This window comes from Streptomyces doebereineriae, assembly GCF_031845645.1.
Taxonomy (GTDB): domain Bacteria; phylum Actinomycetota; class Actinomycetes; order Streptomycetales; family Streptomycetaceae; genus Streptomyces; species Streptomyces canus.
The window spans coordinates 107,198-128,379 of record NZ_JAVREZ010000003.1; the positions used below are offsets into that span (position 1 = coordinate 107,198).

General features: G+C 70.0%; 19 protein-coding genes. 1 reads left to right on the forward strand and 18 read right to left on the reverse strand.

The window, feature by feature from the left end; all coding sequences use genetic code 11:
* Positions 1-39: 39 nt before the first annotated feature.
* The 16 genes from RNB18_RS10045 to RNB18_RS10120 form a co-directional block, all read right to left on the reverse strand.
* The gene (locus RNB18_RS10045; RefSeq protein ID WP_311713777.1) at positions 40-1,359 is read right to left on the reverse strand and encodes a pectate lyase family protein; all 1,320 of its coding nucleotides are present in this window, start codon (positions 1,357-1,359) and stop codon (positions 40-42) included.
* A 35-nt stretch (positions 1,360-1,394) separates the two neighbouring features.
* Complete coding sequence (locus RNB18_RS10050; protein WP_311713778.1) at positions 1,395-2,189, reverse strand: rhamnogalacturonan acetylesterase; 795 nt, start codon at positions 2,187-2,189, stop codon at positions 1,395-1,397.
* A 93-nt stretch (positions 2,190-2,282) separates the two neighbouring features.
* Positions 2,283-3,626 carry an ABC transporter substrate-binding protein gene (locus RNB18_RS10055; protein WP_311713779.1) on the reverse strand — a complete coding sequence of 448 codons (1,344 nt, stop codon included), beginning with the start codon at positions 3,624-3,626 and terminating at the stop codon, positions 2,283-2,285.
* Between the two features lie 73 nt (positions 3,627-3,699).
* Positions 3,700-5,673, reverse strand: coding sequence for a pectinesterase family protein (locus tag RNB18_RS10060; RefSeq protein WP_311713780.1), 1,974 nt, complete (start codon positions 5,671-5,673; stop codon positions 3,700-3,702).
* A 33-nt stretch (positions 5,674-5,706) separates the two neighbouring features.
* On the reverse strand, positions 5,707-7,206 hold the full coding sequence (locus RNB18_RS10065; protein ID WP_311713781.1) for a glycoside hydrolase family 43 protein: 1,500 nt from the start codon (positions 7,204-7,206) through the stop codon (positions 5,707-5,709).
* Positions 7,203-8,048 (reverse strand): DUF6807 domain-containing protein, encoded by an 846-nt coding sequence (locus RNB18_RS10070; RefSeq protein WP_311713782.1) that lies wholly within the window; start codon positions 8,046-8,048, stop codon positions 7,203-7,205. Before RNB18_RS10070 ends, RNB18_RS10065 begins: the two co-directional genes overlap by 4 nt.
* On the reverse strand, positions 8,045-9,199 hold the full coding sequence (locus tag RNB18_RS10075; protein WP_311713783.1) for a Gfo/Idh/MocA family protein: 1,155 nt from the start codon (positions 9,197-9,199) through the stop codon (positions 8,045-8,047). The genes RNB18_RS10070 and RNB18_RS10075 overlap by 4 nt, the downstream gene beginning before the upstream one ends.
* On the reverse strand, positions 9,196-10,479 hold the full coding sequence (locus tag RNB18_RS10080) for a pectate lyase family protein (RefSeq protein ID WP_311713784.1): 1,284 nt from the start codon (positions 10,477-10,479) through the stop codon (positions 9,196-9,198). The genes RNB18_RS10075 and RNB18_RS10080 overlap by 4 nt, the downstream gene beginning before the upstream one ends.
* A gap of 163 nt (positions 10,480-10,642) precedes the next feature.
* On the reverse strand, positions 10,643-10,843 hold the full coding sequence (locus RNB18_RS10085; RefSeq protein WP_311713785.1) for a hypothetical protein: 201 nt from the start codon (positions 10,841-10,843) through the stop codon (positions 10,643-10,645).
* Positions 10,840-11,736 carry a carbohydrate ABC transporter permease gene (locus RNB18_RS10090; RefSeq protein WP_311713786.1) on the reverse strand — a complete coding sequence of 299 codons (897 nt, stop codon included), beginning with the start codon at positions 11,734-11,736 and terminating at the stop codon, positions 10,840-10,842. Before RNB18_RS10090 ends, RNB18_RS10085 begins: the two co-directional genes overlap by 4 nt.
* The gene (locus RNB18_RS10095) at positions 11,733-12,668 is read right to left on the reverse strand and encodes a carbohydrate ABC transporter permease (protein WP_311713787.1); all 936 of its coding nucleotides are present in this window, start codon (positions 12,666-12,668) and stop codon (positions 11,733-11,735) included. Before RNB18_RS10095 ends, RNB18_RS10090 begins: the two co-directional genes overlap by 4 nt.
* A 128-nt stretch (positions 12,669-12,796) precedes the next feature.
* Positions 12,797-14,527 carry an L-arabinonate dehydratase gene (gene araD, locus RNB18_RS10100; RefSeq protein ID WP_311713788.1) on the reverse strand — a complete coding sequence of 577 codons (1,731 nt, stop codon included), beginning with the start codon at positions 14,525-14,527 and terminating at the stop codon, positions 12,797-12,799.
* Positions 14,524-15,435, reverse strand: coding sequence for a dihydrodipicolinate synthase family protein (locus tag RNB18_RS10105; RefSeq protein ID WP_311713789.1), 912 nt, complete (start codon positions 15,433-15,435; stop codon positions 14,524-14,526). The genes araD and RNB18_RS10105 overlap by 4 nt, the downstream gene beginning before the upstream one ends.
* Positions 15,432-16,088, reverse strand: a complete 657-nt coding sequence (locus tag RNB18_RS10110; protein WP_057618286.1) for a GntR family transcriptional regulator — start codon at positions 16,086-16,088, stop codon at positions 15,432-15,434. Before RNB18_RS10110 ends, RNB18_RS10105 begins: the two co-directional genes overlap by 4 nt.
* 161 nt (positions 16,089-16,249) lie before the next feature.
* A complete protein-coding gene (locus tag RNB18_RS10115; RefSeq protein ID WP_311713790.1) occupies positions 16,250-17,005 on the reverse strand; it encodes an MBL fold metallo-hydrolase in 756 nt (251 codons plus the stop codon).
* Between the two features lie 74 nt (positions 17,006-17,079).
* Positions 17,080-17,664, reverse strand: coding sequence for a TIGR03086 family metal-binding protein (locus RNB18_RS10120; protein ID WP_311713791.1), 585 nt, complete (start codon positions 17,662-17,664; stop codon positions 17,080-17,082).
* A gap of 134 nt (positions 17,665-17,798) precedes the next feature.
* Between RNB18_RS10120 and RNB18_RS10125 the strand changes: the two genes are divergently transcribed.
* Complete coding sequence (locus tag RNB18_RS10125) at positions 17,799-19,052, forward strand: MFS transporter (RefSeq protein ID WP_311713792.1); 1,254 nt, start codon at positions 17,799-17,801, stop codon at positions 19,050-19,052.
* Here the strand turns inward: RNB18_RS10125 and RNB18_RS10130 are convergent.
* Both RNB18_RS10130 and RNB18_RS10135 read right to left on the reverse strand, forming a co-directional pair.
* Positions 18,989-20,149 (reverse strand): hypothetical protein, encoded by a 1,161-nt coding sequence (locus RNB18_RS10130; RefSeq protein WP_311713793.1) that lies wholly within the window; start codon positions 20,147-20,149, stop codon positions 18,989-18,991. The genes RNB18_RS10125 and RNB18_RS10130 overlap by 64 nt on opposite strands.
* Positions 20,146-21,087: a 5-dehydro-4-deoxyglucarate dehydratase gene (locus tag RNB18_RS10135; protein WP_311713794.1), complete on the reverse strand. Its 942-nt coding sequence runs from the start codon at positions 21,085-21,087 to the stop codon at positions 20,146-20,148. Before RNB18_RS10135 ends, RNB18_RS10130 begins: the two co-directional genes overlap by 4 nt.
* Positions 21,088-21,182 lie beyond the last annotated feature (95 nt).

The following is a 21,182-nucleotide window of genomic DNA, read 5'->3' on the forward strand; positions in this document are numbered from 1 at the left end:
GGCCGCTGGATTCCGCCCCGGCCGGTCAGGGGGGCGGTGTCAGCAGACGCGCCCGGCGCCCGCGCCGCGGTCGACGATCCCCGGCACCTTCTTGGCCGGGTCGACCTTGGTGCGCAGGGTGGGCGTCCAGCCCGCGCCGGACTCCAGGGTCTCGGCGGGGATCTCGGCGTTGTGGACGGCGATCAGATCGGTGAGCTTGCCGTTGACGTAGTTGTCGGCGGCGGTGAGCGGGGAGACGTTCCACCGCTTGAGCACCTTGGCCGCGCTGACCCCCGTCGGCAGCGTGAACGCGTTGTGCTCGGCGACGAGTTGGGACTCCTTGCCGATGCCGAAGCTGTAGGCGTAGTCGTCGTTCGCCACGAAGTGGTTGTTGTAGGAGTCGACCTGGCCGAAGCGGACGCGGGGCGCGCGCTCGACGAGGTCGGAGAACAGGTTGTGGTGGAAGGTGACCTTGAGCTTGCCGCGGTCCCCCGCCGCCGTGGACTCGCTGTCGCTGTTGCCGATCAGGATCGTCTTGTCGTGCTCGGTGAAGACGTTCCAGGAGGCGGTGACGTAGTTCGCGCCGCGCACGATGTCCAGCTCGCCGTCGTGCTGCTGGTAGAGCATGCCGAAGTAGGTCGGCGCGGCGCTGTCGGGGTGGCTGCCGTCGGTGAAGGTGTTGTGGTCCAGCCACACATGAGTGGACCCGTAGACGACGGCGGTGTCGTACTCGGAGTTCCAGTTGCCCTTGTCACCGTCGGTGGGGTCCCACTGCGGGAAGCAGTCGATCGGGCTCTCGAAGGTGAGGTTGCGGACGATGACGTTGTCGACGGCCTTGATCTGCAGGCTCGCGCCCTTGAACCCGGCGTTCTTGCCGACCCCGATGATCGTGGTGTTGGCGGGCACGTTCGCCTTGATGGTCTGGTCCTGGTTGGCGGCGGAGACGCGGCGCAGCCCCTCGGGGCTGTCGGCGGGCTCGGCGCTCAGGTCGGTGTCCAGGCCCCAGGCCTCGGGCGAGTACTTCGCCAGGTAGGCGTCGAAGTCGTACCCGGGCGCCGCGAGGGAGGCACAGCCCTCGGAGACGGCGTCGATGGTCCCCTTCACCTTGATGATCTTCGGGGCGCTGCCGCCGGCGGCGAGGGCGGCCTTGAAGCCGGCCCAGTCGGTGACGGTGTAGACGTGGGCGGCGTCGGCGGCCGCGCCTCCGGTGGTGCCGGTGCCGTCGGAGGCCCAGCCGTCGCCGGTGGCGAGGGTGTCGCGGGCGGCGTCATGGCCCTTGGCCTGGGCGGTGGGGCCGGTGACCGCGAGGACCAGGGCGGCACAACCTGCCACGGCCATCACCCTTGTAATGACATGCCCATGCCATGTCTGTGCGTTCATTGTGCGGCTCTCTTTCGGCAACGAAGAAGGAGTGGTCAGACGGTGGCCGGCGACGGCCAGGTGATCCAGGACTCCGGGATCTCGGCATCGAGCCGGCAGACGTCCCGGGGCGCCAGCACCCGCCGGTGCAGCAGCTCACCTGCGACGAGCCGGGCCACGGCGATGGCACCCGGCGGATTGAAGTGCGTGTTGTCCTGCTCGGTCGCGGTCCAGTTGAAGTACCGCTTGGTCTCCTCGACCCCGAGCTTCTGCCACAGGGCGAGCGACAGCGCCTGGATGTCGAGCAGCGCGACCCCCTCCTCGGTGGCGAGCGCCCGCATCGCCGCCGGATAGTCGCCGTGGGTCGGCACGGCGTTGCCGGAGGCGTCGAACTTCCGCCGCTCGACCGAGGTGGCCAGCACGGGCCGGGCACCGCGGGCGCGGGCACCGTCGATGTACAGGCGCAGATAGTCCTGGTACGTCGTCCAGGGCTCGGTGTACCGAGTGGGGTCGGTGGTCTTCTCGTCGTTGTGCGCGAACTGGATGAGAAGAAGGTCGCCGGGCTGAATGAGGGCGAGGATCGCGTCGAGCCGTCCCTCATCGACGAAGCTCTTGGAACTCCGCCCGTTCACCGCGTGATTGGCGACGCGCCGATCCTTGTGCAGAAAGAAGGGGAGTGCCATGCCCCACCCGGTCTCGGGCGCGGCGTCGGCGTATTTCTGGGCGGCGGTGGAGTCACCGGCGATGTAGAGGGTGCGCTGTTCTTTGGCCTGAGCAGCGCCGGTTGCGCTGAAAGCGACGGGCACGGCGGCCATCGCCGCCACGGTGACCTGTCTGCGTGTGAGTGACACCTTGGGTAGCCTCTCTTCCCTCAAGGGCGCGGGGAACTGCGCGACCAGCCACGACGAACGCGCAGCTCCCCACGACCGCATTCACCCGAGCTCTTAGCCGTTCTGTTCCTTCCACTCGGCCTGAGCCTTGTTCAGCTGGTCGGCCATGGTGTCCAGGAAGTCCTTCGCACTCATGTCACCCAGCAGCACCTTCTGGAAGTTCGGCTCGTTGTCCGCCTTGGAGATGGTGTTCCAGTCGGGCAGGTAGTACGGCAGCTGGACGATGGTCGTGGAACCGTCGGTCAGCGCGGCGGCGGCCAGCTTCGTGGGCTCGGCCTCCGAGATCCAGGCGTCCTTGGCGGCGTCGTTGTTCGACGGCACCTGCCCGGCGGCCTTGTTGAACTTCGAGTTCTCCGCGGCCGAGGTCGCGAACTCGATGAACTTCCACGCCGCGTCCTTGTTCTTCGAGCTCTTGAACACCCCCATCCCGTCGACGGGGTTGGACACCTGCACCCGCTTGCCGGAGGCGCCGATCGGCTGCGGAATGCCCCGGAACTTGTCGACCCCGAGCGCCTTCACGTGGTCCTGGTAGGAGCCCAGGTTGTGGTTCAGCATCCCGATCGTGCCGGAGTCCCACTGGGCGACCATCTTGGTGAAGTCGTTGTTGAGGTCGGCCGCCGGAGTGTCCTTCTTGAACAGCGCGGCGTACTTCTCCAGCGCGGAGACGTTCTTCGGGTCGTTGACGGTGGTCTTGTCGCCGTCCCAGAACGAGGTGATCCCGCTCTGCCCGTACATCGCGTCCAGGGCCTGGGCGATGGACCCGGCACCACCGCGGATGGTGTAACCGAACTCGTTCTTCTTGGCGTCGGTGAGCTTGTCCGCGGCCTCGTAGAACTTGTCCCAGGTGGTCGGCTCGTCGAGGCCTGCCTTCTTGAACAGGTCCGTCCGGTAGTACAGCACGCCGTTGTTGGCGGAGGTCGGGATCGAGAACAGCGTCCCGTCCCCACCCCCCGCCGCCTTCAGCACGCCGACCATGTCCTCGTTGAGCTTGCCGTTCAGGGAGGACTTGGCGAGCCGGTCGTCCAGCGGCTCCAGCGCGTTCTGCGCGGAGAAGCCGGCGAGCATGGCCGCACCGACACCGCCGACGTCCGGCAGGCCGCCGCCCTGGATGGCGGTGTCGACCTTGGACTGGTACTCGGTGGACGCGATGCCGACGTACTCGACCTTGATGTCCGGGTTCGCCTTCTGGAAGTCGGCGATGATCTCCTTCCAGATGTCGGTGCGCACACCGCCGTTGTTGTCCCAGAAGACGATCTTGCCCTTGCCGCTGCCCTCGTCGCCCTTGTCACCGCCGGACCCGCTGCCGTCGTCACCGCAGGCGGTGGCGGTCAGCGCCAGGACGGACCCGAGGGCGACGGCTATGGCAGCGCGCCTGCTTCTGCGGATACTGATCTTCATTGATCGGCTCTCTTCTTCTTCTGATTCCAGCGGAGAAATGAAGTTGTGGGGGGAAGTCGGTGGCGCCCGGAAGTCAGTGGCCGGCGTACGGCGCCCAGTCGTCCGTGCCCTTGAGGTAGTTCGCGACCGTGTAGGTCCTCGCGTCGGCTGCGCTCAGCTGTGGCCGGTCCGCGCTCGGGGCCGCACCCGGCCCGAAGGTGCGGTACTCGGCGAACCGCGCGTCCTTCCACGAGAAGCCGCTCATGTCGGTCCACGGCGAGGACTTCACGGCGGCCGGCAGCTCGGTGTCGCGGATCAACACCTGGGCCACGGCGGCGGGTTCACCGCCCGGGTGCCACGGCCGTCCCAGATGGAAGGACTGGTCCGGAGCGTCGCTCACGACCTTCGACCGGGTGATCAGGAACCCGTAGGGGTTGCCCGTCCAGGTCGAAGCGGCCGTGATGTAGCCGTTGTTGGTGTCCGAGCCCCGGCTCAGCGCCCGGATCACGGACCGTTCGATCACCGTCGTCGCCCGGCCGTAGACGAAGTCGACATCGCCCTCGATGTACGAGTCGTGGATGTAGACCCGGCTGATCACGTCCAGCTTGGGGCTGTCGGTCATCAGGGTGTCCTGGTTGCCCAGGAAGGCGGTGTCCTCGAAGACGATCCGGTCACCGGTCGTCTTCATCGCGAGGGCCTGCTCGCCCTTCAGCTCGACCGCGGCCTCGTCGAAGTCGTTGCTGAAGGTGAGGTGGCGGGCGGTGACGTCGTTCGCGGCGATCCGGACCGTCGCACTGCCCGTCGAACCGCCGTACTCGGCGGGGGTGTCGTAGACGATGACGGTGTCGGACCGGTCGTGTCCAGTCCCCTGGAGCACAATCCTGGGCTTGGTCGCCGGGATGTAGACCTTGGCACGGTAGGTGCCCGGCGCGACGGCGATCGTCACCGGCACGGCGTTGCCGTCGGGCACGGCGTCCACCGCCGCCTGCACGGTCGGGTAGTCACCGGGGACGTGCAGGGTCACCCCGATCCGCTTCTGCGGTCCGGAGAACCTCGACACCAGCGAGGGCACGGCGGCGGCCGGGTCCAGCCGGTAGTCGTAGAAGGACCGCGGATCGAATGCCGTGCCCCACGCGTCCGTTCGCCCGGTCGTGTTCTTCAGGATCGACCCGCGCTGCACCAACTCGGCGGTGGCATCGGCCTGGTAGGGATGCTGGACACCGTCGTAGTAGCTGTTCTCGATGACCATCCTGGTCCTGCCGCGCGCCCAGTTCCCGTACGTCCACACCGGGTCACCGTCGGCGACCTGCGAGGACAGGTAGTTGTTGTACAGGTGGGCGTAGGCGAGGTTGTCCGCCGAGGGGTTGCGCTGTTTCGTGCCGCGGAACCAGTTGTGGTCGATCGTCATCTCGGTGAGCACATTGGTGGTCCAGCCGATCCCGAACGCCTTGTTGTGGTTCGTGAACTGGTTGTAGGAGACGGTGATGTACCGGCTGTCCTTGCGGATGTCGAGCAGCCCGTCGCCCATGTGCTCGAAGCGGTTGTGATCGATCCAGACATGGTCGACGGTGTCCATCTGGATCGCGTCGAAGTCGGTCGTCTTGCCGTCCCAGTCGCCCTCGACGTACGAGTCACGGATCGTCAGGTTGCGGATGATCACGTTGTGCGTGCCGGGGTTGAGATGGAGCTCGCCGTGGACGATCTCGCCGGTGTCGCCGACGCCGATGATCGTCTTGTTCGAGGCCACCACGATGTCCGAGCCGAAGGGCTCGACGGCTATCGCGCCCGAGACCCGAATGACGTACGGCTCCTCGGCGGCCGCGTAAGTGGCCAGCGCGGCCTCGTCGGTGACGGTCACGACCTTGCCGCCGGCCCCTCCGGTGGTACCGCCGGCGAGTGAGGCGAAGCCGTGGGCCCGGTCGCTCCAGCGGTCGACCGGAGTCTTCTCGGCAGCCTTGGCCTGCCCGATCGCCCCAAGGCTCAGCGCGGCCACAAGGCCGAGGACAGCGGCAAGGACCGTGCCGTATCCCGGTCTCTGCAAGCGCTTGCTATTAAGGTGCTGCGTCATTGCGGCTCCCAACAGGCTTACGGGTTCGGTGCGTTACAGGGGGTCGATCCTGAAGTGCGAGAAGGTTGCCGCTCCGGCGTGTCCTCCTCCGACGGGCGCGAGGGCGAACAGTCCGAGCAGGGCTCCGACCCAGCGCCAGGGGGTGGCGGCGAAGACGGGTCCGCTGGGGCGCAGGCCGTCGCCGACGTCGGAGAAGAACCGGCAGCGCGCCCCCGCGCCGATCTCGATCCGCAACCGTGCCCGTCCCGTGGGTGACAGCCGCGGATGGTCGGCGTCCCGCTCCTGCTCGGCGACGCCCTCGGCGAACCGGTGCACGAGATGGACGCTCCCGTCGGCCCCGCGCTGGAGCCCGATCCAGCTGAAGGCATCGCCCAGGACGGCGAGTCCGGCGCGTGCCCCCGGCTCCTCGCTGTGCAGTCGCAGTTCCACCTCGACCGCCGAGGGTGTGCCGGGCAGCCGTTGGGTGAGGACGTTCGGCAGTTTGCGCAGGTCGTGCGCGTCGGCCGAACGGACGCAGGTGAGCCGTAGCCCGTCGCCCGAGTGATGGGTGGCCCAGCCGGGCTGCGGGTTCGCGGTCCACTGCCACTGGCGGCCGAAGCGTCCGCCGGGGAAGTCGTCGTCGGTGGCGGGCGCCGCGTCCGGCTGCGTCGGCAGGTCGGGCTTCTCGTGTACGGCGACGGGGGCACCGTCGTCGCCGAGTACCGGCCAGCCGCCGTCGCCCCAGCGCATCGGCTGGAGGTGGACGACCCGGCCGTAGGCGCCCTTCTGCTGGAAGTGCAGGAACCAGTCCTGGCCGGACGGGGTGCGCACCCAGCCGCCCTGGTGCGGCCCGTTGACGTCGGTGTCCTGCTGCTCCAGGACGACCTTCTCCTCGTACGGGCCGAAGAAGCCGCGCGAGCGGAAGGCACCCTGCCAGCCGGTCTCGACTCCGCCGGCCGGAGCGAGAATCCAGAACCAGCCGTCGTGCCGGTAGAGCTTGGGACCTTCGAGGGTGAACCAGCCGGGGATCCGGTCGCCGTCGACGATCACCTTGCCCTCGTCGAGGAGTTCACGGCCGTCGAGGTCCATGCGGTGGCCGGTGAGACGGTTCTTGACGCCGGAACGGGACTTGGCCCAGGCGTGCACCAGGTAGGCCTCGCCGGTCTCCTCGTCCCACAGGGGGCAGGGGTCGATCAGGCCCTTGCCCGACTTGACGAGGTGCGGACGGGTCCAAGGGCCCCTGATCTCGGGGGCGTTGATCTGGAAGATGCCCTGGTCCGGGTCCCCCCAGAAGATCCAGAACCGTTCGTCGTGGTGGCGCAGCGAGGGGGCCCAGACCCCGCAGTCGTGCCGGGGCTTGGTGAACTCGCCAGCGGGTTCCAGGCGTGGGAGGGCGTGGCCGATCAGCGTCCAGTTGACCAGGTCGCGGGAGTGCAGCAGCGGCAGACCGGGGACCCGGCCGAAGCTGGAGGCGGTGAGGTAGAAGTCGTCGCCGACGCGGAGAACGTCCGGGTCGGACCAGTCGGCGTTCAGGATCGGATTCGTGTACGTCACTGGCTGACCGCCTTCCGTACCAGGGCCGCCACTTCGAGCCGGGGCAGGCGCCCGTCGGCCACGACGGTGACGATCCGGCGTACGACGGTCTCGCCGGGCGGCACGGGAAGCCGCTCCTCGGACGCCAACGAGGAGCCCACGCCCGGGTATTCGCCGGCGCGCACGAACCACGGGTCGCGGCGGGTCCGGTCGGTGGCCCCGGCGAAGACGAGCGTCCAGGTGGCGCCGGTGAGGGCGACCCAGTCGGCGCGGGTGCCGTGGATCGCGTCCTCGCCCTCCCGGTCGACGGTGAAGACGTCCGGCGCGTCCTGTTCCTTCCGGGCCCGCCAGAAGAACCCGCCGTAGGCAGCGCCCGGGCGGCCGTTGGTGGCGGGGCTGCCGATCGACAGGGGGTCCGAGGTGACGTTGGTGAGGGAGAAGGTGAAGTCCAACGCCCAGGCGGCGCCGGTCAGTTCGGTGGCCGCGACGGTACGGCGCTCGCGCAGCAGCTCGGTTCCGGAGGCGATCCAGCGCAGCTCCTCCACGAAGCCGTCCGGATCGCGCAGCTGGAAGGAGTGGTGGCGCTGGGCGCCGTGGTTGTCGAGCTCGGTCGGGCCCTGGTCGCGGACGTAGGTGCGCCCGCCCCAGAAGTTGTGCCCCTCGACGTCGGGAACGGCTACACCGACGCCGAGGTGGTGGATGTGGTCGGCGGGGCTGAGTTCGGTGACAGCCGTGCCGGCCAGGGTGGTGACGGGGTGCAGGTAGGGGCGCGGGGAGAGGCGGGCGGGCAGCTCGGGCCGGGTGACGTAGCGGCCGACCGGGCGGCCCGCGACACGCAGGACCGCGGAATCGGGGGTCGTCATGTGCTCACCTCGTTCGCGACGTGTGGCCGGGCCCAGTCGGCGCCCAGCTCGGAGTAGAGGGCGAGGCTGTCGGCGGCGGCCGCGACGAGCCCGTCGATGCCGGGGACGACCCGGCGGTCCTCGTCGGGGAGCAGGTGCCAGGCCGTCGCCGGGAGCGGGGCCGGGTCGGGGGCCAGCCGAATGGCTTCGACGACCTTCATGAAGGCGCCGGTGGCGTCCGGGACGACCAGCAGGTCGTCGCCGTCGGTGACGTGGTCGACCAGGTTCTCCAGCAGGTCGGTGCGGCCGTACTCGTACTCCTCGGGGCCGTGGCCGGCCCGCTGGAGCAGCACGCGGTCCTGCTTGTACCAGTAGGTGATCCGGCCGCGGTCGCCGTGCACGACGACGTACGGCTCGTCGGGGTCCTCCGCGCACAGGGTCACGGCGACGGTCACGTGGAGACCGTTCGCGGTGGTGACGCGGACGCAGGAGGTGTCGTCGGACTCGATGTCGTTCGCCCGCAGCAGCTCGGTCTCGATACGGGTGACGTCCTCGGCACGGCTCGCGTCGCCCAGGGCGAGGGCGGTGGCGACGGCGTGCGCGAGCGGGTTGGTCAATGCTCCGTCGATCACGTCGACGCCGTTCATCCGCCGCTTGCCCGCCCAGGGCGCACGCCGGTAGTACGCCTCGGCACGCGCCCAGGCACCGGCCCCGCCGATCCCGGTCACCTCGCCGATCGCTCCCTCCTCGACGAGCTCGCGGATCGCGGGCACGGCGTGCGAGCCCAGCGACTGGAAGCCGATCTGGCAGGCGACACCGGCCGCGGCGACTCCGTCGGCCATGCGGCGGTACTCGGCGTACGAGGGGGCGGGGGGCTTCTCCAGGAGGATGTGCACTCCTCGGGAGGCCGCCGCGAGCGCCAGGTCCGTGTGGGTCGGGATCGGCGTGCAGATCACCGCGATCCGGGCGCCGGTCGAGTCGAGGAGCGCGCCGAAGTCGGCGGACTGCTCGGGCGTCCCCAGGCCCTCGGGGATCTCGTCGCCGGTCAGCGGGATCAGCTCGCAGATCCCCGCCAGTCGTACGATCCCCTTGTCCTGCAGCCGGCGGATGTTCTCCAGGTGCCAGCGGCCGTGGCCGCGCGCGCCCGCCAGGACGATGTCTACGGTGCTCATGGGATCCTCCCTGCGCCCGCGCCGCGGGCCACCGCTCGGTCGGCCGCCTCGGCGCTGTCGATCTTTGTGTGCAGGGTAGGCGTCCAGCCGACGTCCGCCGTGAGGTCACGCTCGCTGCCCGAGTTGTAGGCGTTGTGGATCGCGAGCAGGTCCACCGGATAGCCGTTGAAGAGGGTGCCGGTCTGGTGCAGCGCGCTGCCGTTCCAGCTCTTGACGAGGTCGGCCGCCTCGATGTGGCCGGGGGTGTGGAAGGCGTTGTTCTCGGCGTGGACGGCGGACTCGGTGGAGATGCCGAGGGAGTAGCGGTAGTCGTCGTTCTTGGCGATGTACCGGTTGTTGTAGAGGTGCACCTGTCCGAAGCGGACACGGGGCGCGCGCTGTACGACGGACTCGAACTGGTTGTGGTGCAGGGTGACCCGGAGTCTGCCGCGGTCGCCGGTGGCCGTGTCGCTGTTGCCGATGAGCATCGCCTTGTCGTGGTCGGCGAACTTGCTCCAGGAGACGGTGACCAGGTCGGAGCCGTTGGTGATGTCCAGCAGGCCGTCGTGGCGGAGGTAGTTGCGGGCGAAGTAGGTGGGCTCGTCGGCGTCGGGGTGGCCCTTGTCGCTCAGGGTCACGTGGTCGACCCACACATGCGTGGAGCCGGTCAGCCAGATGTTGTCGTACGCCGTCTTCCAGTCGCCGAGGCCGCCGGTGTTGGGCTGCCAGACGGGGAAGCAGTCGTAGGCGTCGCGGAGGTCGAGGTTGCGGATGATGACGTTGGTGGCGTTCCTGACCTGAAGGCTGCCGCCCTTCAGGACCGCTCCCTTCAGTCCGACGATCGTGGTGTTGGACCCCACGAGCAGCTCGACCCGCTCGGCCTGCTGCTTCGCGGACGCCTGGCGGGCCTCCTCCTGCGGTCCGCTCGGCTTGGCGGCGCCCCAGGTGCGGGGGTCGTAGGCGGCGAGGTACTTCTTCAGGCCGTAGCCGTCGGTGGCGTAGTCGGCGCAGTCCAGGTGGTCGCCGTCGTCGTCGGTGTTGGCGTCGACGGTCCCGGCGATCCTGATGATCTTCGGGGTGGCGCTGCCGCCGTCGAGGGCACGGACGAGTCCGGCCCGGTCGGTGACGGTGTAGACGTGTGCCCCGTCGGCGGCGGAGCCTCCGGTGGTGCCTTCTCCCCCGGAAGCCCAGCCGTCGTTCGCGGGCAGGGTGTCCCGGCTGATGTCGCGGGCGTCGGCGTGCGCGGGGAGGCAGAACATTCCCACCATGCCTGCGGCGAGCGCGATATGACGGAACCTCATGCCCTCACCCCCCTGCCAGAGCCACAGACCGACCGCTGCCCCACACCCGCGACGACCCCGGCCCGACCACGACCAACCGCCCGGCACACCCGGGCCTCACCCGCACCGTGGACGGGAGGACAGAGCCCCACCACGCCCACGCCGAACCCGATACGACGCAACCTCATGCCCTCACCCCCTGCCAGAGCCGCACACCCACGCCCGCCCCGGCCCGACCGCGGCCAACCGCCACGCCCGCTCCCTCGGACGCCCGGACGTCACCCACACCGAGGAGGGCCCGGCCGACGGCACGGCCCTCGGCCCGGACGACGACTCCCATCAGGCCAAGCACCACGCTCCCCACCGCGATCCGACGGAGTCTCATCCCTTCACCGCCCCCGCGCTGAAGCCCGTGATCAGCCACTTCTGGATGAAGGCGAACACGATCACCACGGGTACGGCCGCGATGATGCCGCCGGCGGCCAGCGCTCCGAGGTCGACGCTGTCCGCGCTCATCAGGGTGTTGAGGCCGACCGGGATCGTCTGCTTGTTCTGGTTGTTGAGGAACATCAGGGCGAACAGGAAGTGGTTCCAGGAGTGCACGAAGGCGAAGGATCCGACGGCGATCAGTCCGGGCCGGAGAAGGGGCAGGACGACGATCCGGAAGGCCGTCATCCTGTTGCAGCCGTCGACCCAGGCCGCCTCCTCGAGGGAGTACGGCACGTTCTTGATGAAGTTGCTGATCAGGATCATCGACAGCGGCAGCTGGAACACCGTCTCGGCGATGATGACACTGCCCAGCGAGTTGATCATCTTCAGCTCGGCGAAGATCTCGAACAACGGCACCAGCAGCAGCGCACCCGGCACGAACTGCGAGCACAGCAGGGCCAGCATGAACGCGTTCTTGACCTTGAAGTCGAACCGGGCGAGAGCGTATCCGCCGGCCAGGGCGACGAGTGTCGTCATGACCAGGGTGGCGAGGCCGACGTACACGCTGTTCTCGAAGTAGGTGCCGAAGGCCCGCTCCGTCCACACCTTCTTGAAGTGGTCGAAGGTGATCGGCCAGGGCACGAGCGAGGTCGAGCCGGCCGGGCGCAGCGCGAAGAGCAGGATCCAGTAGAAGGGGATGAGGGTGAAGACGAGGTAGATCGACAGCGGTGTGTAGATCTGCCAGCGCGGGACCTCGTCCCAGGAAGGGCGGTGCTTGACCGCGCGCGGCGGTTCGGGTGTCTCGCGCACGGGCGCGGGTGCGACCTCTGTGGCCTCCTTGGTGATCACTTGGAACCGCCTCCGAACTTGCTCAGCCGCAGATAGACCATCGAGCAGAAGAGCAGGATCACGAACGCGACCGTGGTCAGGGCGGACGCGTAGCCGAAGTTGTGGGCGTCGACGCTGGTGTTGGCGATGTAGAGCGGCAACGTGGTGGTCTCGCCCGCCGGGCCGCCGCCGGTCAACGTGTAGAGCAGGTCGACGTTGTTGAACTCCCACACCGCGCGCAGCAGCGTGGACAGGATGATCGCGTCCTTCAGGTGCGGCAGCGTGATGTGCCAGAACTGCTTGAAGCGGCTGGCCCCGTCGACTTCGGCGGCCTCGTACAGGTCCTTCGAGACGGACTGGAGGTCGGCGAGGATCAGGATCGCGAAGAAGGGCACACCGCGCCACAGGTCGGCGACGACCGCCGCCGAGAAGACGGTGGAGGTGTCCGACAGCCAGCTCGTGCCGTAGGAGCCGATACCCATGTCGGCGAGGTAACGGGTGATGCCCGTCTGGGAGTTGTAGAGCAGCACCCAGATCGCGGACGTCAGCACTCCGGAGACGGCCCACGGTGAGAAGACCATCGCGCGCCCCAGCCCCCGGCCCACGAAGGTCTGGTTGACGATCAGCGCGAGCGCCAGGCCGAACAGCAGCTGGAGTCCGACCTCGACGAAGACCCACTTGGCGCTGAAGGTCAGCGTGTCCCAGAAGATCGGGTCCTTGGTGAAGATCTGGACGAAGTTGTCGAAGCCCGCGTACCCGTTCCGCCAGGGCTTGGTGGGGTTGTAGTTCTGCAGGCTGTAGTAGAAGACGCTGATGACCGGGTAGGCGATGAAGCCCAGCATCAGCAGGGCCGCCGGCGCGATCAGCAGATACGGCAGTCTGCGCGGCGTGGCGGAGGCACGGCGCCGCCGGGGTGGCGCGGGCGGTTTCGCCACGGCTGCGGCTTGGGCCATGACTGTTCTCCGTTCTCAGTACGTCGACGTGCGACGTGCGTTCGTCGTGCGGGAAGCGCTTTCTCTCTGCACAGGGTTGTGCCAGGTCGTGCTGTGCGATGGTGCCGCCCGCGCAAGCGGGTCGTGGTTCAGCTCGCGTACGGGTCGGCGACCTTGCCCGGGCGGGCGAGGAACTCGAAGTCGCAGCCGGTGTCGGCCTGGGTGATCTGTTCGTTGTAGAGCGCGCCGTAGCCACGCTCGTAACGCGCGGGCGGCGGTGTCCACTCCGCCCGTCGGCGCTCCAACTCTTCGTCGTCCACGTTGAGTTGGAGGACACGCGCCTCGACGTCGAGGGTGATGTCGTCCCCCGTCCGCACGAGGGCGAGCGGTCCGCCGACGTACGACTCGGGCGCCACGTGCAGCACGCACGCGCCGTAACTCGTCCCGCTCATCCGGGCGTCGGAGATCCGGACCATGTCCCGCACGCCCTGCTTGAGCAGATGGTCCGGGATCGGCAGCATGCCGTACTCGGGCATGCCCGGGCCGCCCTTGGGACCGGCGTTGCGCAGCACCAGCACGCTGTCGGCGGTGATGTTCAGCGCCGGGTCGTTGATGGTGCGTTGCATGGACCTGTAGTCGTCGAAGACGACCGCGGTGCCGGTGTGCTTGAGCAGGTGCTGCTCGGCGGAGATGTGCTTGATGACGGCACCGTCCGGGCAGAGGTTGCCGCGCAGGACGGCCACCCCGCCCTCGCTCGCGACCGGGTTGTCCCGGGTGCGGATGACGTCGTCGTTGTGGACTTCGACGCCCTCGATCTGCTCCCCGAGGGTGCCGTTCACGGTCGGCCGGTCCAGGTGGAGCAGGTCGGTGATCCGCGAGAGGAAGGCGGGCAGACCGCCGGCGAAGTAGAAGTCCTCCATGAGGTACGTCTGTCCGCCGGGCCGGACGTTCGCCAGCACCGGCACGGTACGCGCGATGCGGTCGAAGTCGTCCAGGGTGAGCTTGATGCCCGCCCGGCCGGCCATGGCGATCAGATGGATGACCGCGTTGGTGGAGCCGCCGAGCCCGAGCACCGTGGTGACGGCGTCCTCGAAGGCCTCGCGGGTGAGGATCTCGGACGGCTTGAGGCCGGTCCAGGCGAGTTCCACGGCGCGCCGCCCGGAGGCCGCGGCCATCCTCTCGTGCGCGGAGTCGACGGCCGGGATCGAGGACGCACCCGGCAGGGTCATGCCAAGGGTTTCCGCCGCCGCGGTCATCGTGGACGCGGTCCCCATGGTCATGCAGTGGCCGGGAGAGCGCGCCAACCCGCCCTGCAGCTCCCGCAGTTCACAGTCCGTCAGGTTGCCCGCGCGGTGCTCGTCCCAGTACTTCCACATGTCGGTGCCGGACCCGAGGGTCTCGCCCCGCCAGTGCCCCGGCAGCATCGGCCCCGCGGGCACGAAGATCGAGGTGACGTCGGCCGAGGCCGCGCCCATGAGCAGCGCCGGCGTCGACTTGTCGCAACCGCCGAGCAGCACCGCCGCGTCGATCGGATACGACCGCAGCAGCTCCTCCGTCTCCATCGCGAGGAGGTTGCGGTAGAGCATCGGGGTGGGCTTCTGGTACGTCTCCGAGAGCGTGGAGACCGGGAATTCGAGCGGGAAGCCCCCGGCCTGCCACACCCCCCGCTTGACCGCCTCGGCGCGCTCGCGCAGATGGACGTGGCAGGGGTTGATGTCCGACCAGGTGTTGAGGACGGCGATCACCGGGCGGCCCCGGTACTCCTCGGCCTCGTAACCGAGCTGTCGCATACGGGCGTTGTGCGACCAGGTCCGCAGCTGGCCCTCGGTGCCGTACCACTGATGGCTTCTGAGCTCTTCGGGACGCTTCCTGTCGGTCATATCGACCACCCGGCGGCTATCGCGGCGACCTCGGCGCGCTCGGCCTCGGGCAGCTCGCGGCTCGGCGGGCGCACTTCGCGGCGGCACAGGCCGAGGGAGGCGAGGGCCTCCTTGACGACGGTGACGTTGTTGGCGGAGCCGTTCGCCGCACGGAGTTCCTCGAAGCGGCGGATCTGCTCCCAGACCTTCATGGCGGCCGGGTAGTCACCGGACCTCAGCGCCTCGATCATGTTCAGCGAGACGGCGGGGGCGACGTTCACCAGCCCCGAGGTGAAGCCGGTGGCACCCGCCGAGAAGTAGGAGGGGGCGTAGGGCTCGGCGAGCCCGGCGACCCACACGAAGCGTTCGAGTCCCGCGTCCCGTGCGAAGGCGCCGAACCTGGCCGCGTCCGGGACGGCGTACTTCACGCCGATCACGTTCGGGCAGGCGTCGGCGAGTTCGGCGAGGCGGTCGCCGCTGAGCTGGGCGTTGCGGATGTACGGAACGACTCCCAGCTCCGGGACGGCCGAGGCGATCGCGCGGTGGTAGTCGACCCAGCCACCCTGCGAGACGTAGGGGTGGACGGGCTGGTGGACCATGACCATTCCGGCGCCGAGCTCGCGGGCGTGGCGGGCGGAGGCCACGGCGGTCGGGATGTCGTGACCGACGCCGACGAGGATGTTCGCCCGGTCCCCGGCCTCCTCGACGGTCAACTCGGTGACCAGGCGGCGCTCTTCGGGGGTGAGGGCGTAGAACTCGCCGGTGTTCCCGTTGGGGGTGAGGGTGGTGATCCCTCCGTCGAGCAGCCGACGCAGCAGGGCCCGGTGGGTGTCCTGGTCGACGGTGCCGTCCTCGGCGAACGGGGTCACCGGGATCGCCACCACGTCGGCCAGGGCCGTCCGCCGGGTCTCGAACGTCTCGCTGCTCATTCCTGACCTTCCTCGTCCAGCACTCCGGGGAACGCTCGTTCCACGAAGGACGCGATGTGGGCGTGCAGGGCGCGGGCCGCTCCGTCCGCGTCGCCCTCCAGGGCGAGCCGCAGGATCTCCCGGTGCTCGCCCGCCTCCCGTTCCCAGGAGGGCGAGGCCGCCCAGGCGACGGCGGAGACGAGAGCGGCCTGGTCGCGGACCTCGTCGAGCATCCGGCCGAGCAGCGGGTTGCCGCAGGGCAGGTAGAGGGAGCGGTGGAACTCCCGGTTGGCGAGGGAGCGTTCGGCGGTGTCGGTGGCGTCGTCGGCCCGGGTCAGCGCGTCCCGTGCGGCGTCGAGGGAGGCCCCGCGTCGTACGGCCCGCTTCAGCGCCTCGGGTTCGAGGAGCAGCCGGACGTCGTAGACCTCGCGCGCCATGTCCGCGTCCACCATGCGCACCGTGACGCCCTTGTACTGGCTCATCACGACGAGCCCGGTCCCGGCCAGGGTCTTGAGCGCCTCGCGCACCGGGGTCTTGGACACCCCGAACTGTGCGGCGAGTTCGGTCTCCACCAGGGCCTGACCAGGCGTCAGGCGCCCGGTGAGGATGCGGCGTTTGATCTCCTCCAGCACGTACTGCGTGCGGGAGGGGATCGGCGTGGGCACAGAGGTCATGCGCGCCTCTCGGATCTCGCGTATCGGATCTTGCGTATCTGATCTCGCGTATCGCGTCTCATATATGACGTACGAAGTACGACGCGTTGAAGGTAGGGAGGTGCGCGATGTTTCGTCAATGCTTCCGGCAAAGGAATTTGAAGTTGCGGTGAAGACGAGGGTCAGACGAGCCGGGTGGCGCCCTCGAACGCCGTACTGGTGCGCCCGGCGAAGGCGACGGCCGCACGTGCGGTGGCCGCCTCCCTGGTGAGCGTGGGTCCGACGTGGGTGACGATCAGTTCGCGCACCCCGGCCTTGCGGGCGATGTCGCCGGCGTCCTCGGGCGTCAGGTGGACCTGTTCGCCTTCGCGATGACGGTCGATGTCCGCCTCACACAGGAACACGTCCGATTCCGCCGCGAGTTCGACGAGGGCGGCGCAGGGCCCGCTGTCCCCGGAGTACGCGAAGACGCGTCCGGCGCACTCGGCGCGCAGCCCGTACGCCTCGGCGTCGTGCGCGACGGCCCGCGCGGCGAGCCGGAGGTTCCAGTGCCGGACGGCGTGGCCGTCGTACAGGGGATGGAAGGCGAGGATGCCCTCGAGGAAGCTGATGTCGGACCGCCCGAAGAACCCGGCGAGCCGATGGGCGCAGCCGGGGGGCGCGTACACCGGGATCGGGGCGGGCGGGGTGAGCCCGCCGTATGCGAAGGCGTAGACGGCGGACAGCAGATCCGCGCTGTGGTCGGCGTGCAGGTGGGAGATCCAGATCGCCGTCAGCCGGGAGGGATCCGTGTGCCGCTGCAACTCCGCGAAGGTACCGGGCCCGGCGTCCACCCACACCTCGGCGCCCCCGCCGCGCAGCAGATAGCCGGAGCAGGGGCGGCCCGGCGCCGGGTGCGGGGAGGCGGTACCGAGGACGGTGAGGCTGAGGGGCGGCATGGTGGGGAGCGTACGGTCCGGGCCCGCCGCCCGCCGCCGGTTTCCGTTCCTCTACGGCAGGGTCGTACCGGTGTCTACGGCGTCCAGCCCGGGTTCCGCCCGCTGAGCCCGATCGCCCGGTCCAGCAGCGGCGCGTCCTGCGGTACGGGGACGATCGGGCCGAAGATGGCGTCCCGGCTCGGGTCCTCCGCGGAGGCCTGGAGGAAGTCGTACGTGGCCTGGAGCGCGGCGGGGTCCGGGTCGTACGCCTGGCCGGTGGCGCGGGCCAGGTCCCAGCCGTGGACGACCAGTTCGTCGATGACGACGGCTGCGGCGATCTCTCCGGGCAGGTCGACGCCGCCCGCGCGGGTCATGCCGGTCCAGGCGGCCGGGTCGCGCCAGGCCTCGGCGAGTTCGTCGAGGACCTTGGGGAGTTCCTCGCGCCAGCCGGGGCCGATGTCCGGGACGGAGTCGGTCGGCGGGGTGTCGGTGGTGACGCCGAGGTCCTTGCGGGCGGCGTCACGGAAGGCCGCGGAGAGGCCGAGCAGGTGGCCGAGCAGGTGGTGCACCGCGTACTTCGGACACGGCGTGCTGTTCCCCAGCTGATCATCGGTGACGCCCTCGGCCAGAAGGGCGATGACGCGTGTCTGTGGTCCGAGGTCCAGGGGCGGGACGGTCATGCGGTACTCCTCGTGTTCACGGTGTCTTACGAGGTAGACCGCCCCCGCCCCGAGAACTCATCGCTCGCACATCCAGGGATCCAGGGCATCTGCCCCATCCCGACGCCGGGGCCTTAGTCCCACGATGTCCAGGCATGACGAAGACATGGGCGGTCCTGCACGACCGCAACGCCAGGCTCTTTCTCACCGCGGTGACCGTCTCGGGCTTCGGCACCTCGGCCCTGTGGCTGGTGTCCGGCATCTGGGTCAAGGACCTCACCGGCTCGGACGGCCTGGCCGCGCTGTGCATGCTCGCCATGTGGGCACCGACACTGGCGGGCCCGCTGCTCGGCGCACTGGCCGACCGGGTCCCCCGCAAGCCCCTGCTGATCGGCGGCAGCCTCCTGCCGGCGGCCCTGCTCCCAGTCCTCTTCGCCGTCGACAGCCCCGACCGGGTGTGGCTCGTCCTCACGGTCCTTTTCGTGTACGGCGCCGCAGGCGTCGTCCATGACGCGGCGGAGTCGGCTCTGGTCGCCGGCGCGGTCGCCCCGTCCCTGCTCGGCGGCTTCAACGGGCTTCGGATGGCGGTCGCAGAGGGCATGAAGCTGGTGGCGCCGCTGGCGGGAGCAGGGCTCTACGCGCTCCAGGGCGGACCGGGCGTGGCACTCCTGGACGCGATCACGTTCTTACTGGCCGCGCTGCTGTACGCCGGGCTGCGGATCCGCCAGAGCCGACCGGATCCCGTCACGCCGCCGACGAGCACTGAGAGCGAGGGCGAGCCGTCCAGGCGCACCCCCGTCGGCGCCGGAACCCGCCACATATGGGCCCACCCCATACTCCGTCCCCTGGTCCTGGCCGGAGGCACCACCATGCTCTTCGCCGGGCTCAACGGCGCGCTGATCTACGCCGTGATCGACGGACTCGGCCACTCCCCCGCGTACGCCTCTGCGCTGTACGCCGCCCAGGGTGCCGGTTCCGTGGCGGTGGGGCTGGTCTCCGGGCCCGCTCTGCGTCGGCTGGGCGAGCGCCGGTTCGCCGCGTACGGCATCGCGCTGACCGCCGTGGCCGCCGGCCTGCGGGCGATCCCGTCCGACCCGCTGGCCCTGGCGTGCAGCGCGGCGATCGGCGCGGGTCTCCCCTGTGTGCTGATCGCCGCGCTCACCGCCGTACAGCGCGAGACCCCGGACGCGCTCCTGGGCCGTGCCGTCGCCACGGCGCACACGCTGATGTACACCCCGAACGTACTCGGCCTCGCGGCCGGCGCGGCCCTGGTCGAACTGGTCGACCAGCGGCCGCTGTCGGCCCTCCTGGGCGTGGCCTGGCTGGCCACGGCGGTGCCGTTGTTTCAGAGGCCGGCCAGTGCCGCACGGATCGCGTCCAGGTCGCCGTCCGACGCCAACCCCGCGTGATACAGCCGGATCTCGGTCGCGCCCAGCTCCCGTGCCCGCGCCACGTCCGCCGCGAGCGTGCCCGGGCTGCCGCCCATCTGCGAGACGACGGGGAAGTTGGCGGCGATCACCGCGTCCTCGCGGGCCCGGGCGAACGGCGTGAGCAGGTCCGGTCCGCCCGCGCAGGGCACGACGACACCGTCCGCGACGGACAGGATGTGCTCGGGGTCGACACCCGGGTTGGCACCGACGTGGTGCGTCACGGGGTCGGCGTGCAGCAGGATCTGGAAGCCCTCGGGAGCGGCCGCGCGGACCGCGCGGACCGCCGTCTCCTGGAGCGTACGGGCGGTCTCGTCACGCCACGCGCGCGTGGCCGCCGCCGTATCGGCGCCGAGCAGCTTCTCGACCCCGGCCCAGCCCCCGTCGTCCGGCGCGCCCTGCCACAGCGGCTCCAGGGCGGCCCGTACGGCGGCGGCCAGCGAGCCGGCGTCCAGCCCCTGTTCGCCGTACCCCTCGCGGCACGTCCCGCAGAAGCAGAGCGCCATGAGGTACATCCCGGCGTCACCGAGCGGCACCCCGCCGGTCTTGTCGTGGGCGTGCAGGTGCTGGAGGCCGTACCAGCCGAGGGACTCCAGTTCGGTGCCGGCCGCGCCCGGGCGCAGCGCCGCCTCGACGGCGAGGTCGGTCAGGTACGCGCGCGTGGCGGGCTGTGCGATGCACGGGGCCCACGGGTAGCGGTCGCCGTAGGCGTTGACGACCGAGGTGTCCGGATGTTCGGCGCCCAGGCGGGAGTTGTGCGCGAGGACGACCCAGGTGTGCACCTCGAGGCCCGCCTCGGAGAGCTGCGCGGCCGCCTCGCCGAAGGCGTCGCCCGGGGCCCAGTCGCCGGCCGCGTACGGACGCAGTCCACGCCCTTCCCAGCGTGCGTCCGTCGGGTACAGCACGGAGGCGTGCTCGGCGGTGACGATGCGGTGGCGCGGGTGGCGCGGGGTCAGGGCGCGCGTGGAGTGGTAGGCGGCGGCGAGGGTCGCCTGCTGTACGCCGAGCCCGGCGATGCGGGCCGCGGCCTCCGGGTCCCCGTTGACGTCCCAGGGGTAGACGAACGTCGACGCCTTCACTGTGCCTCCTCCAGGAGCGCGTACCCGCGCTCGATGATCTCCGCGAGCTGCTTCACATGATCCTCGCCCGGCTCGTGCAGCGGCGGGCGGACCTCCCCCACGTCGAGGCCCCGCATCCGGACCCCGGCCTTCACCAGGGAGACCGCGTATCCGCGGCCACACGCGCGTAGTTCGACGAAGGGGCGGTAGAAGGCGTCGAGGAGGCGTTCGGCGGTGGCCCGGTCGCCGTCGACGAGCGCGCGGTGGAAGGCGAGGGCGATCTCGGGGGCGAAGCAGAAGACGGCCGAGGAGTACAGGGGGACGCCGATGGCGTGGTAGGCGAGCTGCGTCTGTTCGGCGGTCGGCAGTCCGTTGAAGTAGAGGAAGTCGCCGGGTACCTCGGTGCGCACCGCACTGACGATCCGCTGCATCAGGTCGAGGTCGCCGAGGCCGTCCTTGAGGCCGATGATCCCTTCGGTGCGGGCCAGTTCGACGACGGTCTCCGGGGTGAAGACGGCGTTGTCGCGCTGGTAGACGATCACCGGGAGCGCGGTCGCGGCGGCCACCTCCCGGTAGTGCCGCAGCAGCCCCTCCTGCCCGGCGACGACGAGATAGGGCGGCATGGCGAGCAGCCCGTCGGCCCCGGCCGCCTCGGCGAGCCGCGCGTACCGTACGGCGAGCGCGGTGCCGTATCCGGCGCCCGCCACGACCGGCACCCGCCCCGCCGTCTCCTCGACGGCCGCGCGGACGCACGCCTCGAACTCCTCGGGCGTGAGCGCGTGGAACTCCCCGGTGCCACAGCACGCGAACACGGCCGCGGCCCCCGCCGCCACACCCTGGCGCACATGCGCGCGGTAGGTGTCGAGATCGACGGAGCCGTCGGCGCCGTACGCCGTGACCGGGAAGAACAGCGGCCCGCTGGGGATGCCGAGTCGGTGGACGAGGTCGGCAGACGTCACAGGCTCTCCCTAGAACGAGTGGACGAGAAGAATCGCGTGCGGGATTCTGATCGAAGTTTATATTTATGAACATGGGTCGCGCCACCCTTGACGGA

Excerpts from the sequence above, each read along its gene's own strand:
- araD (WP_311713788.1), bottom strand. The coding sequence starts at position 14,527 with ATGACCGACAGGAAGCGTCCCGAAGAGCTCAGAAGCCATCAGTGGTAC.
- RNB18_RS10110 (WP_057618286.1), bottom strand. The coding sequence starts at position 16,088 with ATGACCTCTGTGCCCACGCCGATCCCCTCCCGCACGCAGTACGTGCTG.
- RNB18_RS10105 (WP_311713789.1), bottom strand. The coding sequence starts at position 15,435 with ATGAGCAGCGAGACGTTCGAGACCCGGCGGACGGCCCTGGCCGACGTG.
- RNB18_RS10095 (WP_311713787.1), bottom strand. The coding sequence starts at position 12,668 with ATGGCCCAAGCCGCAGCCGTGGCGAAACCGCCCGCGCCACCCCGGCGG.
- RNB18_RS10060 (WP_311713780.1), bottom strand. The coding sequence starts at position 5,673 with ATGACGCAGCACCTTAATAGCAAGCGCTTGCAGAGACCGGGATACGGC.
- RNB18_RS10055 (WP_311713779.1), bottom strand. The coding sequence starts at position 3,626 with ATGAAGATCAGTATCCGCAGAAGCAGGCGCGCTGCCATAGCCGTCGCC.
- RNB18_RS10120 (WP_311713791.1), bottom strand. The coding sequence starts at position 17,664 with ATGACCGTCCCGCCCCTGGACCTCGGACCACAGACACGCGTCATCGCC.
- RNB18_RS10115 (WP_311713790.1), bottom strand. The coding sequence starts at position 17,005 with ATGCCGCCCCTCAGCCTCACCGTCCTCGGTACCGCCTCCCCGCACCCG.
- RNB18_RS10045 (WP_311713777.1), bottom strand. The coding sequence starts at position 1,359 with ATGAACGCACAGACATGGCATGGGCATGTCATTACAAGGGTGATGGCC.
- RNB18_RS10085 (WP_311713785.1), bottom strand. The coding sequence starts at position 10,843 with ATGAGACTCCGTCGGATCGCGGTGGGGAGCGTGGTGCTTGGCCTGATG.
- RNB18_RS10075 (WP_311713783.1), bottom strand. The coding sequence starts at position 9,199 with ATGAGCACCGTAGACATCGTCCTGGCGGGCGCGCGCGGCCACGGCCGC.
- RNB18_RS10070 (WP_311713782.1), bottom strand. The coding sequence starts at position 8,048 with ATGACGACCCCCGATTCCGCGGTCCTGCGTGTCGCGGGCCGCCCGGTC.
- RNB18_RS10080 (WP_311713784.1), bottom strand. The coding sequence starts at position 10,479 with ATGAGGTTCCGTCATATCGCGCTCGCCGCAGGCATGGTGGGAATGTTC.
- RNB18_RS10125 (WP_311713792.1), top strand. The coding sequence starts at position 17,799 with ATGACGAAGACATGGGCGGTCCTGCACGACCGCAACGCCAGGCTCTTT.